The 22,030-nt window shown below is 34.1% G+C and carries 16 protein-coding genes; 7 read left to right on the top strand and 9 right to left on the bottom strand.

Going from position 1 to position 22,030, the window contains the following annotated elements; translation table 11 throughout:
* The first annotated feature begins 67 nt into the window (after window positions 1–67).
* Window positions 68–1,336, top strand: coding sequence for an NAD(P)/FAD-dependent oxidoreductase (locus ABEB31_RS20140; protein WP_347053460.1), 1,269 nt, complete (start codon window positions 68–70; stop codon window positions 1,334–1,336).
* 106 nt (window positions 1,337–1,442) lie between these two features.
* On the opposite strand, the gene ABEB31_RS20135 is transcribed toward ABEB31_RS20140, so the two are convergent.
* On the bottom strand, window positions 1,443–2,672 hold the full coding sequence (locus ABEB31_RS20135; protein ID WP_347053459.1) for a multidrug effflux MFS transporter: 1,230 nt from the start codon (window positions 2,670–2,672) through the stop codon (window positions 1,443–1,445).
* A gap of 145 nt (window positions 2,673–2,817) precedes the next feature.
* Here ABEB31_RS20135 and ABEB31_RS20130 point away from each other — a divergent pair, with 145 nt between their 5' ends.
* The 4 genes from ABEB31_RS20130 (at window position 2,818) to ABEB31_RS20115 (ending at window position 6,640) form a co-directional block, all read left to right on the top strand.
* Entirely contained in the window at window positions 2,818–3,234 is a 417-nt protein-coding gene (locus tag ABEB31_RS20130; RefSeq protein ID WP_347053458.1) for a hypothetical protein, read from the top strand.
* A gap of 84 nt (window positions 3,235–3,318) precedes the next feature.
* Window positions 3,319–3,699, top strand: coding sequence for a hypothetical protein (locus tag ABEB31_RS20125; RefSeq protein WP_347053457.1), 381 nt, complete (start codon window positions 3,319–3,321; stop codon window positions 3,697–3,699).
* Between the two features lie 429 nt (window positions 3,700–4,128).
* Window positions 4,129–6,042 carry a DUF294 nucleotidyltransferase-like domain-containing protein gene (locus ABEB31_RS20120; RefSeq protein WP_347053456.1) on the top strand — a complete coding sequence of 638 codons (1,914 nt, stop codon included), beginning with the start codon at window positions 4,129–4,131 and terminating at the stop codon, window positions 6,040–6,042.
* 1 nt (window position 6,043) lies between these two features.
* Window positions 6,044–6,640 carry a 3'-5' exonuclease gene (locus ABEB31_RS20115; protein WP_347053455.1) on the top strand — a complete coding sequence of 199 codons (597 nt, stop codon included), beginning with the start codon at window positions 6,044–6,046 and terminating at the stop codon, window positions 6,638–6,640.
* 190 nt (window positions 6,641–6,830) lie between these two features.
* On the opposite strand, the gene acs is transcribed toward ABEB31_RS20115, so the two are convergent.
* The 7 genes from acs to ABEB31_RS20080 all read right to left on the bottom strand — a co-directional run bounded on the left by acs (window position 6,831) and on the right by ABEB31_RS20080 (window position 17,476).
* A complete protein-coding gene (gene acs, locus ABEB31_RS20110) occupies window positions 6,831–8,741 on the bottom strand; it encodes an acetate--CoA ligase (protein WP_347053454.1) in 1,911 nt (636 codons plus the stop codon).
* Window positions 8,742–9,236: 495 nt separating this feature from the next.
* A complete protein-coding gene (gene ilvC / locus ABEB31_RS20105; protein ID WP_347053453.1) occupies window positions 9,237–10,706 on the bottom strand; it encodes a ketol-acid reductoisomerase in 1,470 nt (489 codons plus the stop codon).
* A 54-nt stretch (window positions 10,707–10,760) separates the two neighbouring features.
* Window positions 10,761–11,282 carry an acetolactate synthase small subunit gene (gene ilvN, locus ABEB31_RS20100; protein ID WP_347053452.1) on the bottom strand — a complete coding sequence of 174 codons (522 nt, stop codon included), beginning with the start codon at window positions 11,280–11,282 and terminating at the stop codon, window positions 10,761–10,763.
* 71 nt (window positions 11,283–11,353) lie between these two features.
* Window positions 11,354–13,042, bottom strand: coding sequence for a biosynthetic-type acetolactate synthase large subunit (gene ilvB / locus ABEB31_RS20095; RefSeq protein WP_347053451.1), 1,689 nt, complete (start codon window positions 13,040–13,042; stop codon window positions 11,354–11,356).
* A 148-nt stretch (window positions 13,043–13,190) separates the two neighbouring features.
* The gene (gene ilvD / locus ABEB31_RS20090) at window positions 13,191–14,864 is read right to left on the bottom strand and encodes a dihydroxy-acid dehydratase (RefSeq protein WP_347053450.1); all 1,674 of its coding nucleotides are present in this window, start codon (window positions 14,862–14,864) and stop codon (window positions 13,191–13,193) included.
* Between the two features lie 268 nt (window positions 14,865–15,132).
* Window positions 15,133–16,251 (bottom strand): 3-isopropylmalate dehydrogenase, encoded by a 1,119-nt coding sequence (leuB, locus tag ABEB31_RS20085; protein ID WP_347053449.1) that lies wholly within the window; start codon window positions 16,249–16,251, stop codon window positions 15,133–15,135.
* Window positions 16,252–16,300: 49 nt separating this feature from the next.
* Window positions 16,301–17,476, bottom strand: a complete 1,176-nt coding sequence (locus ABEB31_RS20080; RefSeq protein ID WP_347053448.1) for a 2-isopropylmalate synthase — start codon at window positions 17,474–17,476, stop codon at window positions 16,301–16,303.
* A 154-nt stretch (window positions 17,477–17,630) separates the two neighbouring features.
* Between ABEB31_RS20080 and ABEB31_RS20075 the strand changes: the two genes are divergently transcribed.
* Window positions 17,631–19,175 (top strand): hypothetical protein, encoded by a 1,545-nt coding sequence (locus tag ABEB31_RS20075; protein ID WP_347053447.1) that lies wholly within the window; start codon window positions 17,631–17,633, stop codon window positions 19,173–19,175.
* Between the two features lie 301 nt (window positions 19,176–19,476).
* Here the strand turns inward: ABEB31_RS20075 and ABEB31_RS20070 are convergent, their stop codons facing one another.
* Window positions 19,477–21,132: a M1 family metallopeptidase gene (locus ABEB31_RS20070; RefSeq protein ID WP_347053446.1), complete on the bottom strand. Its 1,656-nt coding sequence runs from the start codon at window positions 21,130–21,132 to the stop codon at window positions 19,477–19,479.
* Window positions 21,133–21,294: 162 nt separating this feature from the next.
* Between ABEB31_RS20070 and ABEB31_RS20065 the strand changes: the two genes are divergently transcribed.
* A complete protein-coding gene (locus ABEB31_RS20065) occupies window positions 21,295–21,990 on the top strand; it encodes a carbohydrate-binding family 9-like protein (RefSeq protein ID WP_347053445.1) in 696 nt (231 codons plus the stop codon).
* The last annotated feature ends 40 nt before the right edge of the window (window positions 21,991–22,030 follow it).

Below are 22,030 nucleotides of genomic sequence, written 5' to 3'. Positions count from 1 at the left end.
TGTCATTGCATATTAAATTTGTATATTTATAAGGAATTATTTTATAATCCTACTTAATACAACATATATGAAAATAGTCATTATTGGAGGAGGATTTGCAGGAATCAATCTAGCGAAAGAACTTGTAGATCATCCTCAAATACAGGTAACACTTGTAGACAAGAATAATTATAACTTTTTCCCACCACTTATATATCAGGTTGCAACTGCATTTTTGGAGCCTTCGAGCATTAGTTATCCATTTAGAAAATTTTTTGCCGGTAAAAAAAATCTACAATTTCGCTTAGGCGAATTAATATCTGTTTCGCCCGCTGAAAAGAAAATCACTTTAAATAACGGCGATCTGGATTATGATTATCTTGTTTTTGCTACAGGAGCAGAGACCAGTTATTTTGGTATGGAAAACGTAATGAAAAATGCCATTCCGATGAAGACATTAAACGATGCCATCGAAATGCGTAATGCATTACTTAAAAATCTGGAAAAAGCTGCAATTTGTAAAGATATGCGCAAGCGAAGAAAACTTTTAACCATTGTTGTTGCCGGCGGCGGACCAACAGGTGTTGAAGTTTCCGGTATGTTTGCAGAAATGAGAAAAACTATCCTTTTAAAAGAATATCCGGAACTGGATACTTCTGCAAGCAATGTTTATCTGGTAGACGGAGGCGATGCACTTCTGGCACCTATGAGTAAACAATCGCAGGAAGATACTTTAGAAGCCCTGACCAAATTGGGTGTTGTTGTAAAATTGCACACACGTGTTGTAGATTATATTGATGACACGGTTCATTTTGAAAACGGAGAAACCATCAAAACTAAAAACCTTATTTGGGCGGCAGGAGTTTCTGCAAAAATTTTCGAAGGAATGCCTAAAGAAAGTTACGGCCGCGGCCGAAGAATGGCTACTGATGTTTACAATAAAGTTGATGCCGTAGATAATATTTATGCAATTGGCGATACTGCAATTTTAGCAGGAGACAAAAATTTTCCTGATGGACATCCTCAGGTTGCCCAGGTTGCTATTCAGCAGGGATTAAATCTTGCGAAGAACTTCAAAGCAATGGTTGCCAATAAGCCGCTTAAACCTTTTGCTTACAAAGACAAAGGATCTATGGCAATTATAGGAAGAGCTAAAGCTGTTGTAGATTTACCCAATCCAAAATGGCATTTCAAAGGATTCTTCGCCTGGATTATCTGGCTGTTTATTCACTTGATTTCATTAATTACATACCGAAACAGACTGAATACTTTTTGGAACTGGATGGTTGCTTACTTTGCCAGTGATCAATCACTAAGAATGATTATCAGACCGGACAAAATCAATAAAAATGTCTAAAATATTCATTTTGAGATCGAAAATAAAATATGAATTTATATAAAAACAGAAAAGCCAAAATCTAATGTGATTTTGGCTTTTTTTAATTGCAATAAATATTTTCATTTTAATGTCCTATCATAACATCATCGCTGTCTGATAATTCGACTTTATTTTTTATAAATCGTTTTCCGATGTTTAAAATTATAAAAGCTACGATCGTAGTAGTTGTCATAATGGCAACCATTGGTGCCACAGAATCCTTAACAAAAACGCCAATCGCAAAAGAAGCCAAAGCACCCAAACCAAGCTGAATGGCGCCCATTAATGCCGATGCGCTTCCGGTATTTTTAGCAAAAGGAGCAAGCGTTAAGCCGGCAGTATTTGGATTTGAGATCCCCAAACAAGCCAGAAATAAAAATAACATTCCGATTGTCTGGTACAAACCTAAAAGGTTATTCAAAGCTAAAATTAAAAATACAATGCTAATAACGGACTGTGAAATTAAAGCTCCAAAAATCATCTGTTCACTCGAAAATTTCTTTAATAGCATTGAATTCAACTGACTTGAACCAATAAAACTGACCGACATTAAGGCAAATATCCATCCATATGTTTTAGCATCAACTTTATAAATGTCCATAAAAACAATAGGAGAGGCCGCTACATAAGAAAATAATCCTGAAAATGCTATTGCACCCGTAAACGCGTAAGTATAAAACTGAGGTTCTTTTAAAACAGATAAAAAGTTTGTAATAATAGGTTTTGGTTTTAATGAGATAGAAGTATCGGGTTTATAAGTATTCGGCAATCCGATTTGTGAAGCAGCTAAAATGGCAATTCCCATACACATCAGGATAAAGAATACTGCGTGCCAGCCTAAATCTTCTGTAACATAACCGCCAATTGTGGGCGCCAGCATTGGCGAAAGACCAACAACCAGCATCAAAAGAGAAAAAACTTTTGGAATATCCTTTACAGGAAATAAATCACGTACCATAGCGACAGAAGCAACGGTTGCTGCACAGCTTCCGATAGCCTGAATAAATCTAAGCAATATAAAAGCATCGATATCTGATACATAAATACAACCTAAAGAAGCTAAAATATAAACCAAAAGTCCGACAAATAAAGGCTTTTTACGTCCGAATCGATCTAATAAAGGTCCGTACAGTAATTGCCCTGCAGAAATTCCAATAAAATAACTGGATAAGCTCATAGAAACTTTTGCAACTGTTGTATTCAGATCTTTAGCAATTCCGGAAAATCCTGGCAGGTACATATCAATAGAAAAAGGCCCCAGTGCGGTCAGGGAACCTAAAATGAGAATCAGCGTAAAATATTTTTTTGTTGTCATTATCTTAAAAAACGGCTTTAAATTTTTTGCAAAGGTAAAGATTTCTTACCTTGTAGTATAACTTCAGTGAAGCTATAACAATAAATAAAGTAATTACCTAAATTAATCAACGTAACTACTTATTAATCATTAAATTAACAAAAATATGAAAAAGTACCTTTTATTAGTGGCAGTATTCTGCACAACAATTACATTTGCCCAGTCAATTACAACTAAAATCGAGGATGCCAGTATGGATCAATACGCATTACTTGAGAAAGTGAATAAATTCTATCCCGATATTACGTTAAATAAATCGGTTACCAATTTTTATGCAGACGGAAAAATCATTGACACACAACAAGAGTTTAATTTAAAAACTTCAAAATTTTCCAGCTATAAATTAGGAATTGAACCAGGCAATAAAAAGCTGCTTTTTGATTACACATCAGATGAAACAGGTCATGTTTATGGTGATGTAACCATTTTTAACGGTAACGCTCTAAGAACCACTTTTAATGAAAAAACAAATCAGATTGAAGTATCTTTAAACGGAAAATCTGTTTATTTGAAAAAATTATAATTTATTTTAAAATTTTAAAAAAGCATCACAATTTGTGGTGCTTTTTTTTGTTTTATATTTACCCAAATTTTAATATATAATTACATGAAAAAATTCCTGATTCTGGCATTTTTAATTTCCTTAAAAGTATACACACAGCACAATAGATATTCCGGAACATGGGCAAATGAAAAATGTAAGGACTGTAAAAAAGAATATATTTTTACTATTACAATTGCTCAGTCGTATTATAAAATTTTTGGAACTGCTGAAGTTACCAGCGATCACAAAGAATTAAATTCAGGTGTTTTAGAAGTTACCGGCTATGTTGACAGACTTGGGGATAAAGCTTATATAAAATTAAAAGATAAAAACGGAATTTCTTCCAGTGCAGTTTTAAATACAGAAGAAGGACTTTTACAATTTGAAAAACGAGGTGGTGATGATCTCGTACCAAAGGAAATGGTTTTGAGTAAATTATACTGAGTTGATCAATAACTGGGTATTATATATTTGAACTATAATTTATATTATGTAAAATAGAGTATTTTAAGAACTGCGGTATACCCATTTGATTTATTATTCTACATGAATCTTTATCTCATTTTGTTTCTCCCTATCGCATAACAATATTAGAATTTTCTTTTATAGCAACTTAAGACTTTTCCAAAAATTCAGATCGCATAAATTCATTAAACAACAAGTTATTTATAAAAATTTAAACTTCTGTATTTTTAGTGAAAAAACAATTCTCAATAATTAAATTTTGACTGATTAAAATCTTTTTAAAGTCTTAATTTCAGTATTATTTAACATTTCCTTAAAATATTCAGATTCTAAGCCGGATGCTTTCATTGTACGACATTATTTTATTATTTTTACATTCGATACTTTAAAAATAAACTATCAAAACTTATGAATACAGTTGCTGAGCATATTGCAGATTTTTTAAAAGAATACAAGCCATTCGATAATTTAACTTTTCAGGAATTATCCGATATCGCTACTAATATTCGTGTTATAAATTTAGAAAAGCATGCGGTATTATTTCAAAATAATGATCCTCTGCACGATAGTTTTTATGTCGTAGCTTCCGGAGTTATTAATCTTACTACGATTGCAGATGCCGAAGAAACAATTATAAATAAATGTCATGAGGGAGATATTTTTGGCTTACGTCCGTTTTTTGCCAAAAACAACTACATGATGACTGCTAAAGCACGTGAAGAAAGTATTATTTATGCTATTCCAATTGCGGTTTTCAGACCGTTTGTAGCCAATAACTCCGATGTTTTAAACTTTTTACTGGAAAGCTTTGCGGTGAATTCACGTCACACAAAAGACAGCGTAAGTTCTAATGGCAAACTGATTTCTGATACCGATTTCCTGGATCAGCAATCAGAAATGCAATATATTCAGTCGCTAAACTATAACTATTCACCTTTAACAACTCAGTCCAATTCTGTAATCAAAGATGTCGCAATTTTGATGACAGATTCTATGGTTGATAATATCGTTATCTGTGAAAAAAATCATCCGATTGGAATTGTTACCAATGCCGATTTATCGTCAAAGATTGCTACAGGCCGCTATCCTATTACCGAAACTATTGATAAAATTATGTCATCTCCGGTTGTTACCGTTCTAGAAAATGTTTCTTTAGCAGAGGCACAATTGCTAATGCTTAAACACAATGTAACTCATTTATGTGTAACAAAAGACGGCACCAGTAAATCTGTAGTAAAAGGAATTATTTCCGAGCACGATCTTATTGTAGCTCAAGCCAGTAACCCTGGTGTTTTAATTAAAGAAATTAAACGTTCTCAGCTCCCTAAAGATTTAAAACAGATTCGTGACCGTTTATCAGATTTGATTCAGAACTCGATTCAAAAAAATATTCCGATTTCTCATGTTAGTAATATTGCGAGTGAAATCAACCTCGCTATTATCAAACGCGCTGTCGAATTATCGATTTTAGACCTGGGCTCCCCTCCTGCACGATTTGCATGGTTAAGTATTGGAAGTCAGGGACGTAAGGAACAATTATTACTTACAGATCAGGATAGTATATTAATATTTGAAGATGTTACTCCCGAAAAATACAGGGAAGTAAAAGATTATTTCTTAAGACTTGCCAAAAGAACTACTTCTATTTTAGAAAAAGTGGGGTACGAATATTGTCCAAATGGTCACATGGGAAGCAATATGCTATGGTGCAAATCATTGAGCGACTGGACAAAACAGTATAACAGCTGGATGAATACACCTGGCGAAAACAGCAATGACTTAAGCAGCATTTTCTTTGATTATGAAATTGTTTTTGGAGAACCAAAAATTGAAGAAACCATCGAAAATGTAATTTTTAAAAATGCGGTAAATAATACTTTATTTTTTGATTTTTTGGGAAATGATGCCTTAAAAAGAAATTCGCCGTTAAGTTTCTTCAAGAAGTTTATAACCGAAGAAGATGGTCCGCATAAAGAAAAATTCGATATTAAAACACGCGCCTTAATGCCATTAATTGATAGCGCACGTTTATTGATTTTAAATGCAAATATCAAAGGAATTCAAAACACATATTTGAGATTCAAACAATTAGCAATCACAGATTCTAAAAATGCAGAAATTTATTTAAGCTGTGCAGAAGCTTTTTTAACACTTTCTAAATTTAGAACCGTTGAAGGATTAAAAAATGACGACTCTGGTCAATATATTAATTTACGAGAAATGTCAAAAACGGACAAAGAGAAATTAAAAAATGCTTTAGCCCCAATGAAAGATCTGGAGGAACTGATTAAGAGTAAATTTCAATTGACACAATTCTCATAATATGCTAGACTGGTTAAAAAATATCAACAAAGACTATCCGGAATTCTGGAAAAACTATTTGACTAAATTCGAAACAAGACCTAATAAGTTTGTTGTTTTATCTACAGAAACTTCTGGTTTGAATCCGGATAAAGATGTTATATTATCACTTGGTGCTTTTTCGGTAATTGACAATAGCATTGTTATTAAAGAAAGTTTCGAAACTGTTTTGCTCCAGTATAAATATTTACAGGATAACGGACTTTCAAATGAATTTATTATTGAAAGTAAAATGATAAAAATGCCTGAGCCAGATGCGCTTAAAGATTTTGTTGATTTCATCGGAAATGCCATTTTAGTGGGACATCATATTAATTTTGACATCGAAATGTTAAATGCCGCGCTCGAACGCTTAGATTGTGGTCGTTTAAAAAACGAAGCTCTAGATGTGGATGTAATGTACAGAAAACTAACCGACATAAACGACAAACAATTTTCGCTTGACGATTTATGTGCCATTTATAAAATTCCGAAAAGTGATCGAAATTCTTCTTCTGAAGATGCTTACCGAATCGGACTTTTATTTTTAAAATTAAAATCCAGATTGGGAATTAAATAGAGAATTAAATCTTAATATTTAAATTCCTTACTTTCCTTCGAATTAGCTTAGTATACTTTAAAAGCAAAATGCCTCTTAAAATTAAGAGGCATTTTTTTATACTTAAATTTAAACTTTCAAATAAGACGGTGCTTCGACTTCGCTTAGCGTGACAACTTGAGATCTAAATTTTAAACCTGAGACAATTTTCTTAAGAAATTCTTTCTTTAGAAATTTCTTCTACAACTTCCGGATTTAATAACGTTGATGTATCTCCAAAATTAGAAAAATCTCCTTCCGCTATTTTACGTAAAATCCTACGCATAATTTTTCCCGAACGTGTTTTTGGCAAACCAGAAACAAATTGTATTTTATCTAATTTAGCAATTGGCCCAATGTGATCGGCAATATACTGGTTAATTTCTTTAGATAAATTTTCTCTATTTCTAACTTCACCGGTTTCTTTCAGAATTACGTAACCATATAAAGCATTTCCTTTTATATCGTGTGGGAAACCAACAATGGCCGATTCAGCCACAGCAGGATGTTCGTTAATCGCATCTTCTATTGGAGCAGTTCCCAGATTATGTCCTGAGACAATTACAACATCGTCTACTCTACCTGTAATTCTGTAATATCCTACTTCATCTCTCAATGCACCGTCGCCAGTGAAATATTTTCCTGGAAAAGCAGAGAAATACGTTTCTTTATATCGTTCATGGTTACCCCAGATAGTTCTGGCTATTCCCGGCCAAGGAAACTTAATACATAAACTTCCAACTACCTGATTACCTTCAATTTCATTTCTTTTTTCATCCATTAAAACTGGCTGAATTCCAGGTAATGGCAACGTTGCATAAGTTGGTTTTGTTGGTGTTACAAATGCAATTGGTGAAATTAAAATTCCTCCTGTTTCTGTCTGCCACCAGGTATCTACAACCGGACATCTCTTATCTCCAACGTGGTCATTAAACCAGTGCCATGCTTCTTCGTTAATTGGTTCTCCAACAGATCCAATAACTTTAAGTGATTTAAGAGGATATTTTTGAATGTAATCTAAACTTTCTTTTGCTAACGAACGTATTGCCGTTGGCGCCGTATAAAACTGAGTAATTTTATGTTTTTCTATAATATCCCAAAAACGGCTGAAATCAGGATAAGAAGGAACTCCTTCAAATATTACTGTTGTGGCACCGTTTAATAATGGTCCGTATAATATATAGGAATGTCCGGTAATCCAGCCAATATCTGCTGTACACCAGAAAATATCATTTTCTTCGTAACTAAAAACGTTTTTAAAAGTATAGGCAGTATATACCATGTAACCGGCAGTAGTATGAACCATTCCTTTTGGTTTTCCTGTTGATCCTGAAGTATATAGAATAAATAAAGGATCTTCGGCATCCATAATTTCAGCAACACTGTTATCCAGGGCAGCGTCTAATAATGGCTGTAACCAAACATCACGACCCTCTTTCATCTTTACATCTGTATTAGTTCTTTTAGCAACTAAAACTTTTGCAACAGAAGGACAGCTTTCCAAAGCTTCGTCTACAATTCCTTTTAAATCAATTGTTTTGTTTCCTCTGTAACCTCCATCAGAAGTAATGACCATTTTACAGTCACAGTCGTTAATTCGCGCAGAAACCGCAGAAGCAGAAAATCCTGCAAAAATAACAGAATGGATTGCTCCAATTCTCGCGCAGGCCAACACGGCTACTGCCAATTCCGGAATCATGGGAAGGTAAATACAAACTCTGTCTCCTTTTTTAACACCTTGTTCGCGTAAAACGTTAGACATTTTAGAAACTCGTTCATACAACTCATTATACGATATATGTAAAGCGCTTTCAGAAGGATCATTGGGTTCAAAAATAATCGCCGTTTTTTCTCCTCTTTTGCTTAAGTGTCTATCAATACAGTTTTTTGTAATGTTGACTTTTGCTTCTGTAAACCACTTTACTTCGGCATCGGCCATATTAAAATCAACGACTTTGTCCCATTGCTGGTACCAGGTAAAATTTTCTTCAGCTATTTTTCCCCAAAATTTTCTTGGCTCTCTTATTGACTTATTGTAATGCTTGAAATATTGTTCTAAATTTTCAATTTTGTAATAGCTCATCCTTATGTTGAATTTTTTTATAAATGTATTAAATCTGACTGTATTCTTAAAACAATTTAATTCATAAATTTTGTCAAATAAAAGCATTTATTTAAATATAAATGACAATTATTTGCATTTGCTTTAATAATTTAATTTTTAAGACAATTTTTAAAAGGCAAAAAAGGCATAATAGTGAGATATTACGCCTTTTTTAATTTAACAAATTTCAATAACAATTAATTCTGTCAATGCTCTGCATCAATTTTTTGCTATTTTGAAAATAGCAGCATCATTATTAATTACAACAGAAATTTCAACAAGTATATTTAAAAAATATACCCCAATTATCAGGGATCAGCTTCACTTAACTTACTTTCTCAGAAGTTAAGTGAATGCAATATGCATCTATATCTGTTTTCTTAATAAGTGCTTACTAATTCAAAATATTACAAATCATTGATACAGTGCAAATCCCGCAAAATCGAATCTCGCAGGACTTCCCATTATTTTTAATTATCCGATTTTTTTCATTGCTGTCATAGATTCTCTCAACCATGCTCCTACTTCTTCAATAGGATGCTGGCGAATTTCTTTATTTACAGCAATAAGTACCGCATTGTCTACTCCGTTTGAAGTTGAAAATGGTTTACCGATAATATTAGTTTCTACTTTTTTCATGAACTCAGTCAATAATGGCTTACAAGCATGATCAAATAAGTAACAGCCGTATTCTGCAGTATCAGAAATTACACGGTTCATTTCGAATAATTTTTTTCTTGCAATTGTATTGGCAATCAAAGGTAATTCGTGTAATGACTCATAGTAAGCAGATTCTTCAATGATACCGGCTTCTGTCATAGTTTCAAAAGCTAATTCAACACCTGCTTTTACCATGGCAATCATCAATACTCCGTTGTCAAAGTATTCCTGTTCTGAGATCGGCGCATCTTGTGGTGCTGTTTTTTCGAAGTTAGTTTCTCCCGTTGCAGCTCTCCATTTTAACAAATTAACATCGTCATTTGCCCAGTCAGCCATCATTGTTCTGGAGAATTCTCCGGAAATAATATCGTCCTGGTGTTTTTGGAATAATGGACGCATAATATCTTTCAGTTCTTCAGCCAGTTCGTAAGCTTCAATTTTCGACGGATTATTTAAACGATCCATCATATTTGTAATACCACCGTGTTTCAAAGCTTCAGTAATAGTTTCCCATCCAAACTGAATTAATTTTGAAGCATAAGCAGCATCAATTCCTTTTTCAACCATTTTATCAAAACATAAAATAGATCCTGTTTGAAGCAATCCGCAAAGAATTGTCTGCTCTCCCATTAAATCTGATTTTACTTCTGCAACGAAAGATGATCTTAAAACTCCTGCTCTGTGACCTCCAGTTGCAACCGCATACGCTTTTGCCTGATCTAAACCTAATCCGTTTGGATCATTTTCAGGGTGCACTGCAATAAGAGTTGGCACTCCGAATCCTCTTTTATATTCTTCACGAACCTCAGAACCTGGACATTTAGGAGCACACATAATAACCGTTAAGTCTTCACGAATCTGCATTCCTTCTTCTACGATGTTGAACCCGTGAGAATAAGCCAGAGTAGCATCTTTTTTCATTAATGGCATAATTGCAGTAACTACGGCAGTATGTTGTTTGTCTGGCGTAAGGTTACAAACTAAATCTGCAGTCGGAATCAATTCTTCATAAGTACCCACAGTAAAACCGTTTTCAGTAGCATTTTTATATGAAGCTCTTTTTTCAGCTATCGCATCTGCACGTAATGCATAAGAAATGTCCAAGCCAGAATCTCTCATATTTAATCCTTGATTCAAACCTTGTGCCCCACAGCCTACAATTACAACCTTTTTTCCTGCTAAGGCTGCAATTCCGTCTGCAAATTCTGACTGATCCATAAATTCGCAAACGCCTAATTGTTCTAATTGTAATCTAAGTGGTAGTGTATTGAAATAATTTGCCATTTTTGTTTTAATATTTAATGAAATTTGATAATGATTATATATAATTAAATTGTATTATTTGAATGTTTCTAACAATGTTGAAATTTCCATTTTTTCTTTAGATACTGAAATCCTTCCGGAACGAACAAACTGCATAATTCCGTATGGTTTGAATTTTCCGTATAATTCTTCAATTTCAGAGCGTCTTCCTGATTTGGATATCACAAAAAAATCACGAGAAACGGTAACAATTGTAGACTGACTCTCCTTAATGATGTTCTGAATTTGTTTCTCATCAAATAATAAATGAGAAGCAATTTTAAAAAGGGCATTTTCCAGGTAAATCGTTTCTTCGTCTGTATGATAAAATGCTTTTATGACTTCAATTTGCTTTTCGATCTGACCGACAATATTCTGTACCCATTTTTCCGTCGTATTTACTACAATGATAAATCGTGAAACATTCTCTATTTCTGATTCTGAAACGTTTAAACTTAATATATTAATGTGACGCTTTAAGAATATACCCGATATTCTGTTTAGTAAACCCACATTATTTTCTGAATATACCGATATGGTAAATGTTTTATTTTCCATTTAATTTTTGTTTAAAGTTTATTTTGTTTCAGTCCCGATAGCTATCGGGATTGAAACTTGAAACTTCATTTTTAACTTAATCTGATTTCAGAAACACATGCTCCCGTTGGAATCATTGGGAAAACATTATTTTCTTTTTCGATCATAATTTCTAAGAAATAAGAATCTTTTGAAGCAAGCATTTCGGCTACTGCTTCATCTAGATCTTTGCGTTCTGTAACTTTTTTAGACTTAATATGATAGCCTTCTGCAATAGCAACAAAATTTGGATTTATCATTCTTGTCGAAGCATATCTGTTATCAAAAAACAATTCCTGCCACTGACGTACCATCCCAAGAAATTCATTGTTTAACACCACAATTTTTACAGGAACCTTTGTCTGAAAAATGGTTCCCAATTCCTGAATAGTCATCTGGAAACCTCCGTCTCCAATAATCGCCACCACTTCGCGTTCCGGTTTTCCCATCTTCGCTCCGATTGCTGCCGGAAGCGCAAATCCCATTGTTCCTAAACCTCCCGAAGTAATATTACTTTTTGATGAATTAAATTTAGCATAACGACACGCAAACATCTGGTGCTGACCAACATCACTAACAATAATAGCATCTCCGTTAGAATGTTTATTGATCATTTCTACAGCTTCTCCCATAGAAATTCCTTTCTCGCTATTCGGATTTAATTCGTCTTTTATTACCGTATCAAATTCTATTTTATGTAATTCCTTGAATTCATTGTGCCACGAATCGTGTGAATTTTGCTCTAATAAAGGTAAAAGTGCTGTTAAAGATTCTTTTACATCTCCTAATACGGCTACTTCTGTTTTTACGTTTTTATCAACTTCAGCAGGGTCAATTTCAAAATGAATTACTTTAGCCTGTTTGGCGTACGTATTTAAGTTTCCTGTCACACGGTCATCAAAACGCATTCCCATAGCAATCAACACATCACATTCGTTGGTTTTAATGTTTGGGGCATAATTTCCATGCATTCCAAGCATTCCAACATTAAGAGGATGATCTGTAGGAAGCGCAGAGAGTCCTAAAATAGTCCACGCTGCCGGAATTCCTGTTTTTTCTACAAATGCTTTAAACTCTGCTTCTGCCTTGCCCAGAATAATTCCCTGTCCAAAAACAATAAGTGGTTTTTTTGCAGCATTTATTATTGCTGCAGCTTCTGCAACTTTGTCTTGTTTTAGTTTCGGAACCGGAACATAACTTCTGATTGCCGTACATTTTTCATAACTAAATTCAAATTCATCAAATTGCGCATTTTTAGTAATATCTACTAAAACCGGCCCCGGACGACCGGAACGAGCGATATAAAAAGCTTTAGCAATAATTTCCGGAATCTGGGAAGCTTCAGTTACCTGAAAATTCCATTTGGTTACGGGAGTCGAAATTCCGATAATATCCGTTTCCTGAAATGCATCAGACCCTAATAAATGTCTACCCACCTGCCCTGTGATACAAACCATTGGTGTGGAGTCAATCTGCGCATCTGCAATACCGGTTACCAAATTGGTAGCTCCCGGTCCTGAAGTTGCAATTGCAACGCCTACTTTTCCTGTAGCTCTTGCATAACCCTGAGCTGCATGTGTCGCACCTTGTTCGTGACGTACTAACACATGATGTAACTGATCCTGAAATTTATATAATTCGTCGTAAACCGGCATTATAGCTCCACCCGGGTAACCATAAATTAAATCTACTCCTTCTGCTAATAAACATCTTATAACGGCTTCTGCCCCTGATATTTTCATAGTATATCTTTTTTATCAATATTAAATTTCAATTCAAAAATCAATGGCAATCTCAAAGATCAATTTCAATTTAAATTGATTTTTTATTTATTGCTATTGCGTTTTGTTATTGTCATTGAAATTGTGATTGATATTGTTGTTTTAAAATTTATTTATCGGTAACGCAACCTGTAGAAGCGCTTGAAACCGATCTTGCATATTTAAGTAAAACTCCTCTGTCTACTTTTAAAGGAGGCTGCACCCAACTTGCTTTTCTTGCCGCAAATTCTTCGTCAGATATCTTCAGATCGATAGTGTTTTTTATTGCGTCAATAGCTATGATATCGCCATCTTTAACCAGTGCAATTCCACCACCATCATAAGCCTCTGGTGTTACGTGTCCTACCACGAATCCATGCGAACCGCCCGAGAATCTACCATCTGTGATTAGTGCACAACTGCTTCCTAATCCCGCTCCGATAATGGCAGATGTAGGTTTCAGCATTTCAGGCATTCCCGGACCACCTTTTGGCCCGCAATATCTGATGACGACTACATTACCTGGTTTAATTTTTCCGGCCTGAAGACCCGGAATTACTTCAAATTCCCCTTCAAAAACTACTGCAGGGCCTTCAAAATATTCTCCTTCCTTTCCGCTGATTTTTGCAACAGCTCCTTCAGAAGCAAGATTTCCGTACAGAACCTGTATATTTCCTGTTGGTTTTAATGCTTTGTGAATTTCGTGAATCACTTCTTGTCCGTCTTGTAAATCTGGAGTTGAAGCTAAATTTTCTGCTACTGTTTTTCCTGTTACTGTCAGACAATCTCCATGAATTAAACCTACTTTCAATAAATATTTCATTACAGAAGGAATTCCGCCCGCTTCATGAATATCTTCCATCATGTATTTACCACTTGGTTTCATGTCTGCAAGAACAGGCGTTCTGTCGTTAATAGCCTGAAAGTCATCGAGAGTAATTTCAATTCCCACAGAATGCGCCATTGCGATTAAGTGCATAACTGCATTTGTAGAACCTCCCAAAACCGCTACAATAGTAATAGCGTTTTCAAAAGCCTTGCGCGTCATGATATCTTTTGGCTTAATATCTTTTTCTAATAAAATTTTCATTGCAGCTCCGGCAGCAAGACATTCGTCTCTTTTTTCCTGACTCAAAGCAGGGTTAGAAGAGCTGTATGGCAAACTCATTCCTAATGCTTCAATTGCAGACGACATTGTATTTGCCGTGTACATTCCGCCACAGGCACCTGCACCAGGGCAAGCGTTCTGAATTACACCTTTAAAATCTTCCGGTGTAATTTCGTTTTTAACTTTTTTTCCTAAAGCTTCAAAAGCAGAAACAATATTAAGGGATTCTCCTTTCCATTTTCCGGAGTGAATAGATCCCCCGTAAACCATCATTGCAGGGCGGTTTAATCTTCCCATTGCAATTAAGGCTCCAGGCATATTTTTGTCACACCCCGGAATTGCGATCACTCCGTCGTACCATTGTGCTCCCACAACAGTTTCTATAGAATCTGCAATAACATCTCGGGAAACCAAAGAATAACGCATTCCTTCGGTTCCGTTAGAAATTCCGTCACTTACCCCAATGGTATTAAAAATAAGCCCGACCAGATCTACATCCCAAACACCTTTTTTAACATCTTTTGCTAAATCATTTAAGTGCATGTTACAGGTGTTACCATCGTAACCCATGCTCACAATACCTACTTGTGCTTTTTTTAAATCTTCCTCAGTTAAACCAATACCGTACAACATCGCTTGCGCCGCAGGCTGTGTTTGATCTTGAGTGATGGTCTTGCTGTACTTATTTAATTCCATTATGTATTATTTTATTTTAATTTTTATTCAAAAAAAAACCTTCCAGTATTTGGAAGGTTTCTAATATAGTTTTTCAATTATATTTATACCATTCCCGATGCAGATGTGCTAAACACATTGACAACAACGACAGAAGTAATAATAATTGAGATTTGCATCTTTCTTTTTTTTAGTGTTACAAAAGTAGGGAAACTTTAAGAACTAAAAAAATAAAATCTCAACATTTTCAATACTTCTTGTTATTTATTTCATCATTTTAATAAAAAACTTAAACAATTGTCGATTGACCGATGCTAACGTTATCATTATTAAAATAAAGTAAATCATCTTTGCTAAAAATGAAGTTAGAAACGAACTCTCCTACTTCATTGGTACCAAATTTTGAATCTGGTTTCAGATCAATTGTTACGACCTGATATTCGATTGCTTTTTTAACTGCCAGGAAAACCACATTCGCTTCCTTAGTTAATCCGAAATGCTCTAACAACATTCCTGCTGCCAAAATCGAAGCGATCGGATTGGCAATATTTTTTCCTTTTGCCTGTGGATATGATCCGTGAATTGGTTCAAATAAAGCATTCTTTTCTCCTAAAGATGCCGATGGCAATAAGCCAATAGATCCTGTGATTACGCTCGCTTCATCTGATAAAATATCTCCGAACAAATTCTCGGTCAAAATCACATCAAATTGTTTCGGATTTAAAATCAGCTGCATTGCTGCATTATCAACAAATAAGAAATCAAGTTTAACATCCGGATAATTCGCACCAACTTTCTGAACTACTCTTCTCCACAATCTTGACGTTTCTAAAACATTTGCTTTGTCTACCAGGGTTAACTTTTTACGGCGATTTTGTGCCGATTTAAAAGCCAGATGCGCAATTCTTGTAATTTCTTCTTCTGTATATTCACATAAATCTGAAGCGTGTGTTCCCTCCTCGTTCAGTGTTTTTGTACCAAAATAAGCACCGCCTGTTAATTCTCTGAAAATTGTAAAATCTGCTCCTTCAATAATTTCTCTTTTTAATGGAGAAGAGTCAATTAATGCTTTGTAAGGTTTAATCGGACGAATATTAGCAAACAAGCCCAGCTCTTTACGAAGTTTTAATAATCCTTGCTCCGGACGAACTTTAGCATTCGGATTATTATCATATTTTGGATCTCCAATCGCACCAAGCAAAACGGCATCTGTGTTCAGACAAAGATTTAAAGTTTGTTCAGGTAAAGGATTTCCTGTTTTGTCAATCGCAACAGCTCCCATCAGTGCGTCTTCAAAAACAAATTCATGATTGTAAACTTCCGCAATAGCGTATAAGGCTTTCTTAGCTTGTAAGATAACCTCAGGTCCAATTCCGTCTCCCGGTAATACTGCAATTTTCAAATTCATAACGTCTCGTTCTTTATGTATTTAAATCCTTAATTGTTCCTCTTTATACTTAATTTCTAATTAATTCTCCCTCAATTTTAGAAGCTTCAATAATCTGATGGATATCAGCATCTAAAACTTCTTTTTTGATATCAGCAAATTTTAAAAACTCAATGTAAACAATGTCTAATTGTACTTTGGTAAGTTCGTAACCCACTTTTTTAGCACGATAAGCCAATGCAGCTCTTCCGCTTCTTGCTGTTAATATAATAGACGATTCATTTACACCCACATCAAGCGGATCCATGATTTCGTAAGTTGCTCTGTTTTTAATTACTCCATCCTGATGAATTCCCGAACTATGCGCAAATGCATTTGCACCAACAATTGCTTTGTTTGGCTGCACGATCATTCCCATACTTTCAGAAACCAGACGGCTCATTTCGTTTAATTCTCTTGTATTAATGTTAGTATCAAGATTAAGGTACGGATGCTGTTTAAAAATCATTACCACTTCTTCAAGTGCTGTATTTCCCGCTCTTTCTCCAATACCATTAATTGTACATTCTATTTGTCTCGCACCATTTATAGCTCCTGAAATTGAATTTGCAGTCGCCATCCCTAAATCATTATGACAGTGACAGGAAAGGATTACGTTTTCGATTCCTTTTACGTTTTCTTTTAAATATTTAATTTTTGCTCCGTATTCTTCCGGCAGACAATATCCTGTTGTATCCGGAATATTAAGTACCGTTGCACCAGATTTAATCACTTCCTCACATACTTTTGCTAAAAATGCATTATCTGTTCTTCCGGCATCTTCTGCATAAAACTCAACGTCTTCTACATACGATTTTGCATGCGCTACCGCATATTTTGCTCTCGCAATAATATCTTCTGGTGTGGTATTTAATTTATGGAGGATATGAGATTCTGAGGTTCCGATTCCTGTATGGATTCTTGGTCGTTTCGCATGTTTTAAGGCTGCAGCAGCAACATCAATATCATTTTTTACGGCTCTTGTTAATCCACAGACGGTTGCGTTTTCAACAATTTTACAAATCTCAGAGACCGATAAAAAATCGCCCGGACTTGACACAGGAAATCCTGCTTCGATAATGTCAACTCCCATTTTGTCAAGTCGTTCTGCGATAACTAATTTTTGTTTAGTATCTAACTTACATCCTGGAACTTGTTCACCATCGCGCAAAGTGGTGTCAAAAATTTGAACTTTCTCTCTATTCATATTCATTTATTTAATGTAATTTCACATCTGATAACAAATATATATTGTACTAACGCAGCACGAAATTCATTTTAATGAAATTATACTGTTCATAAAACGATCTATACCCTATTAACTCATTTAATATCAATAGTTTACATTATTATTTTTTACAATGGCTAACCATCAAAAAGATTTCTTATTTGTACTGATTAAATCACTTACGAAATCAGAAAAAAGGCAGTTTAAAATTTTTGCAAGCCGATTAGAAACGAGTTCAAATACAAAATTTATCGAATTATTCAATATCCTGGATAAATCTGAGGTGTATGATGAAAAACTCATTCTAAAGAGTGGCGTAATACAAAAAGTCCAGTTATCTAACTTAAAATCATACTTATACAAACAAATATTAGTAAGCATAAGACTGAATATTCCGAGCCAGAACATTCGTTATCAATTACGCGAACAAATTGATTTTGCTGTAATTTTATATAATAAAGGTTTGTACAAACAGAGTCTGAAAATTTTGGACAAAACCAAACAGCAGGCGCTTGAAAACGACGAAAAATTAATGGCGTATGAAATTGTAGAATTCGAAAAACTTATCGAATCGCAATATATAACCAGAAGTATACAAGGCCGCGCTGATGAATTGGTTGTGCAGGCAAAAGAACTGAATTACAGAAATACAATTTCGAGTAAATTATCTAATTTATCGCTTCAGTTGTATGGAATTATGCTAAAAACCGGCTATGTTAAAAGTGATGTAGAATATAAATATATAGACGATTATTTTAACAGACATGTTGCCAAACTTGACGAAAGTAAATTTGGTTTTCGTGAAAAATATTGGTTTTATAATGCCAGCCTATGGCGAAGTTTTCTTGTTCAGGATTTTCTGGCCAGTTATAAATTTGCATACAAATGGGTTACTTTATTTTATGATAACCCAAACATGATTTACTTGAATCCGGTTTTCTTTTTAAAGGGAAATCACTATTTCTTAGAATCGCTTTATATGTTAAAATACAAGTCGAATTTCAAGAAATATTTAAATCTGCTGGAAGAAACAATTGCAGACCCGAAATTTCCGGTAAACGACAATATTGCGTCATTATCTTTTCTTTACGTTTACAACAACAAATTAAATTTACATATTCTGGAAGGGACTTTTGCCGAAAGCGAATATCTGATACCGGAAATATTAGACAAATTGAAGATCCACAGCGAACATCTTGACGAACACCACGAAATGTTGTTTTTCTATAAAATTGCTTCTATTTATTTTGGAAATGAAAAGTACAACGAATGCATTTTTTATTTAGATAAAATCATCAACAACAAGAACTTAACCATGCGGGAAGATCTAATGTGTTTTGCAAGACTTTTGTCTTTAATTGCACATTATGAAATTGGAAAAGATTATTATTTGGAAAATCATCTTAAAAGCACATATAAGTTTTTACTGAAAATGAATGATTTACACGAAGTTCAAAAAGAAATTATAAAGTTCCTTAGAAACTTGAACAACTTCTATCCCGCAGATATTAAAAAAGAATTCAAAAAAATGCACGCCCGTTTTGTTGAACTGGAAAAAAATACCTACGAAAAAAGAGCTTTCCTTTATTTGGATATCATTTCCTGGCTGGAAAGTAAAATTGAAAACCGCACGATTGGCGAAATTATCAGAGAAAAAGCAAAACTGAACAGTCGTTGATTTTAAATTTCAATTTTTAAAATTACAAATTACAATCTATAACAAACCCGACAGGTTTTAGAAACCTATCGGGTTTGTATTTTTTTTGTCATTTCGACTGGAAGGAGAAATGACAAGATTGCAGAATTACTTCTCGCAATCTTTGTCAAAGTTTAAAACTTTGACAAGGATTTTGATTTTGATTGTCGAGTTTCTTACGGAGATTTCTCCTTCGAGATGATAAACTCTAAGAATAAAAAAAAATCCAAACCCAATAAAATTGGAATTTGGAATTTTAAATATCATAATTTCTAAATAAAAGCTACTCTACAATATTAGAAGCTGTTACATAAAAGTTTTTATCAACTTCTAAAGTTCTGTTTTCACTTGTTGTTTTTACAGACTGCCATTCTGTTGTTGGTTTTAAAACAGTTTCAACTCCGTTAATTTTAACTTTTACCGGCATATCAAATTTAGAAACACAATTGGTCCAGTGGTAACCTAAAGTTCCGTTTTTGAACATATATTCGAAAACAGGAATTTGAGTCGTAGTAAGATATTGTGCGTAAACCCTATTGAAATTAACTCCCGATTGTTCGTTAATATAATCTTCAATTTGTTTGGAAGTAACGGTTTGGTGGTAAAAAGTTTTATTTAAACCACGTAAAATCGATTTCCATTTTGCATCATCATTTATAATCTGACGAATTGTGTGCAGCATATTTGCACCTTTTGGATACATATCGCCAGAACCTTCGTTATTTACATCATAATGGCCGATAATCGGTTTGTCGTTTTCAATACCATTTCTGCAACCAATAACATATTCAGCGCCAGCTTCTTTTCCGTAATAATATTCCAAAAATAAACTTTCAGAATAATTCGTAAAGCTTTCGTGGATCCACATATCTGCGATGTCCTTATAAGTAATATTGTTTGCAAACCACTCATGGCCAGACTCATGGATAATAATAAAATCAAATTTTAATCCCCAACCCGTTCCGCTAAGATCTTTTCCCAGGTAACCTTGCTTATACTGATTTCCATACGTTACAGAACTTTGGTGTTCCATTCCCAAATAAGGAACTTCTACCAATTTATAACTGTCTTCATAAAAAGGATACGGTCCAAACCAGTTTTCAAAAGCCTTCAGCATTTTTGGAGCATCTTTAAAATGTTCTTTTGCCAGAGCCAGATTATCTCTCAACACGTAATAATTACAATCTAAATCGCCTTTTTCTCCTTTAAAAACTTCAGAGAAATTGACATAATCTCCGATATTTATATTCACACCATAATTATTAATCGGATTGGAAACATACCAGTTAAATGTTTTAGTGCCGTCTTTTTCTTTTTTGACACTTTTTAGTCTTCCGTTCGAAACCTCTGTTAAATCACCGGGAACATTTACACTTATCAGCATATTTTCTACTTCATCATACATATGATCTTTACAAGGCCACCAAACGCTGGCGCCTAATCCCTGACAAGATGTAGCAATAAAATCTTTTCCGTTTTTATCTTTCTTCCATGAAAAACCTCCATCCCATGGCGCTTTAACCGCTTCCTTTGGTTTTCCGTCAAAATACACAATAATTTCTTTTGTCTCACCAACTTTTTGTTTTTCATTTAAAGTAATAAAGAAGGCATTTCCGTCTCTCTCAAACTTTAAATTTTTCCCATTTTGAGTAACTTTAGATATATTCATGGGTTGTTGTAAATCGATTTGCATTTTATTGTTTTCTTTTAAAACAGTATAACGCACCGTATTCGAACCTCCAATCGTTTTGTCGGCCGGATTTACTTTTATATCAAGATGATAATATTTTAAATCCCACCAGGCTCTCTCTTTAGTAATACTGCCACGGAGCGTGTCCTGACGCGTAAAAACAGTTTCTGATTTATTTAAAAGTCCTTGGGCGCTGGCCGTAAATCCAACTAAAAAAGCAATAAATGCACTGCTAAAGTATTTTTTCATTATGTATAGAATTTAAAAAGGAAATTTTAAAGCAATTAAAACATAACAAATGTAAACAATCCAGTTAGTTATTTTTTAAAGTTATTATTTTTGAATTGTCCGATTTAATGTTAAAGTTCTTAAAGTTCTCTATTTTAGCAGTTTTAAAATCACCTCTTTTGTATGAACTATAAAATTGTCCTTACTTTTTTAGTACTGATTTCTTTTTTAAAAGTTAATTCACAAACTTTTTCGATTCCCAAAACCAAATCCGGAATTGTGGTCGACGGAGATTTATCGGAATGGAGTAACTTTCTGGGACCATTTGTTGTACATAACTCGGGAGAAAAAAGTATTCAGTATACATTTGTTTCACTTTCGTGGAATAACGAAAATCTATTCATTGCATATAAATGCACAGATTCTAAAATAATTGGAAAAACGCAACCCAAAGATTCTCCCATTTTTTATACCGATGATCTGGTAGAAATTTTTCTTGATCCCGACGGAGACGGAAAAAACTATCTTGAAGTAGGCGTGAATGCTTTTTCGACAAATTACGATTTGCTTTTAAAATGCATTTCACCGGAATGTGGAGGCTGGAAAACCCAACTGGATTTTGACATTAACGACATTGAAGCTGTAAGTAAAATAAATCCCGAAGGTTATACCGTCGAAATTAAAATTCCTTTTTCGAGCCTGGAAAAAATAAAAAATGGAGGTTTTACAACTCCTAAAGCAGGAACAAAATGGAGGGGAAATACTTTTAGAATTGATTACGGTAATACTACTGAATATACTGCATTACAACCCTATAAAACTAAAAAATTTGGTTTTCATCAACCGCAAGAATTTGCGGTTTTTGAGTTTGTGGAGTAGCATTCACTCAAAGATTTGTCATTTCGACCGAAGGGAGAAA

The organism is Flavobacterium olei (genome assembly GCF_039749035.1).
GTDB classification, from domain to species: domain Bacteria; phylum Bacteroidota; class Bacteroidia; order Flavobacteriales; family Flavobacteriaceae; genus Flavobacterium; species Flavobacterium olei.
The sequence above is the reverse complement of the archived record's forward strand: the minus strand, read 5'-3'. Positions and strand labels throughout refer to the sequence as shown.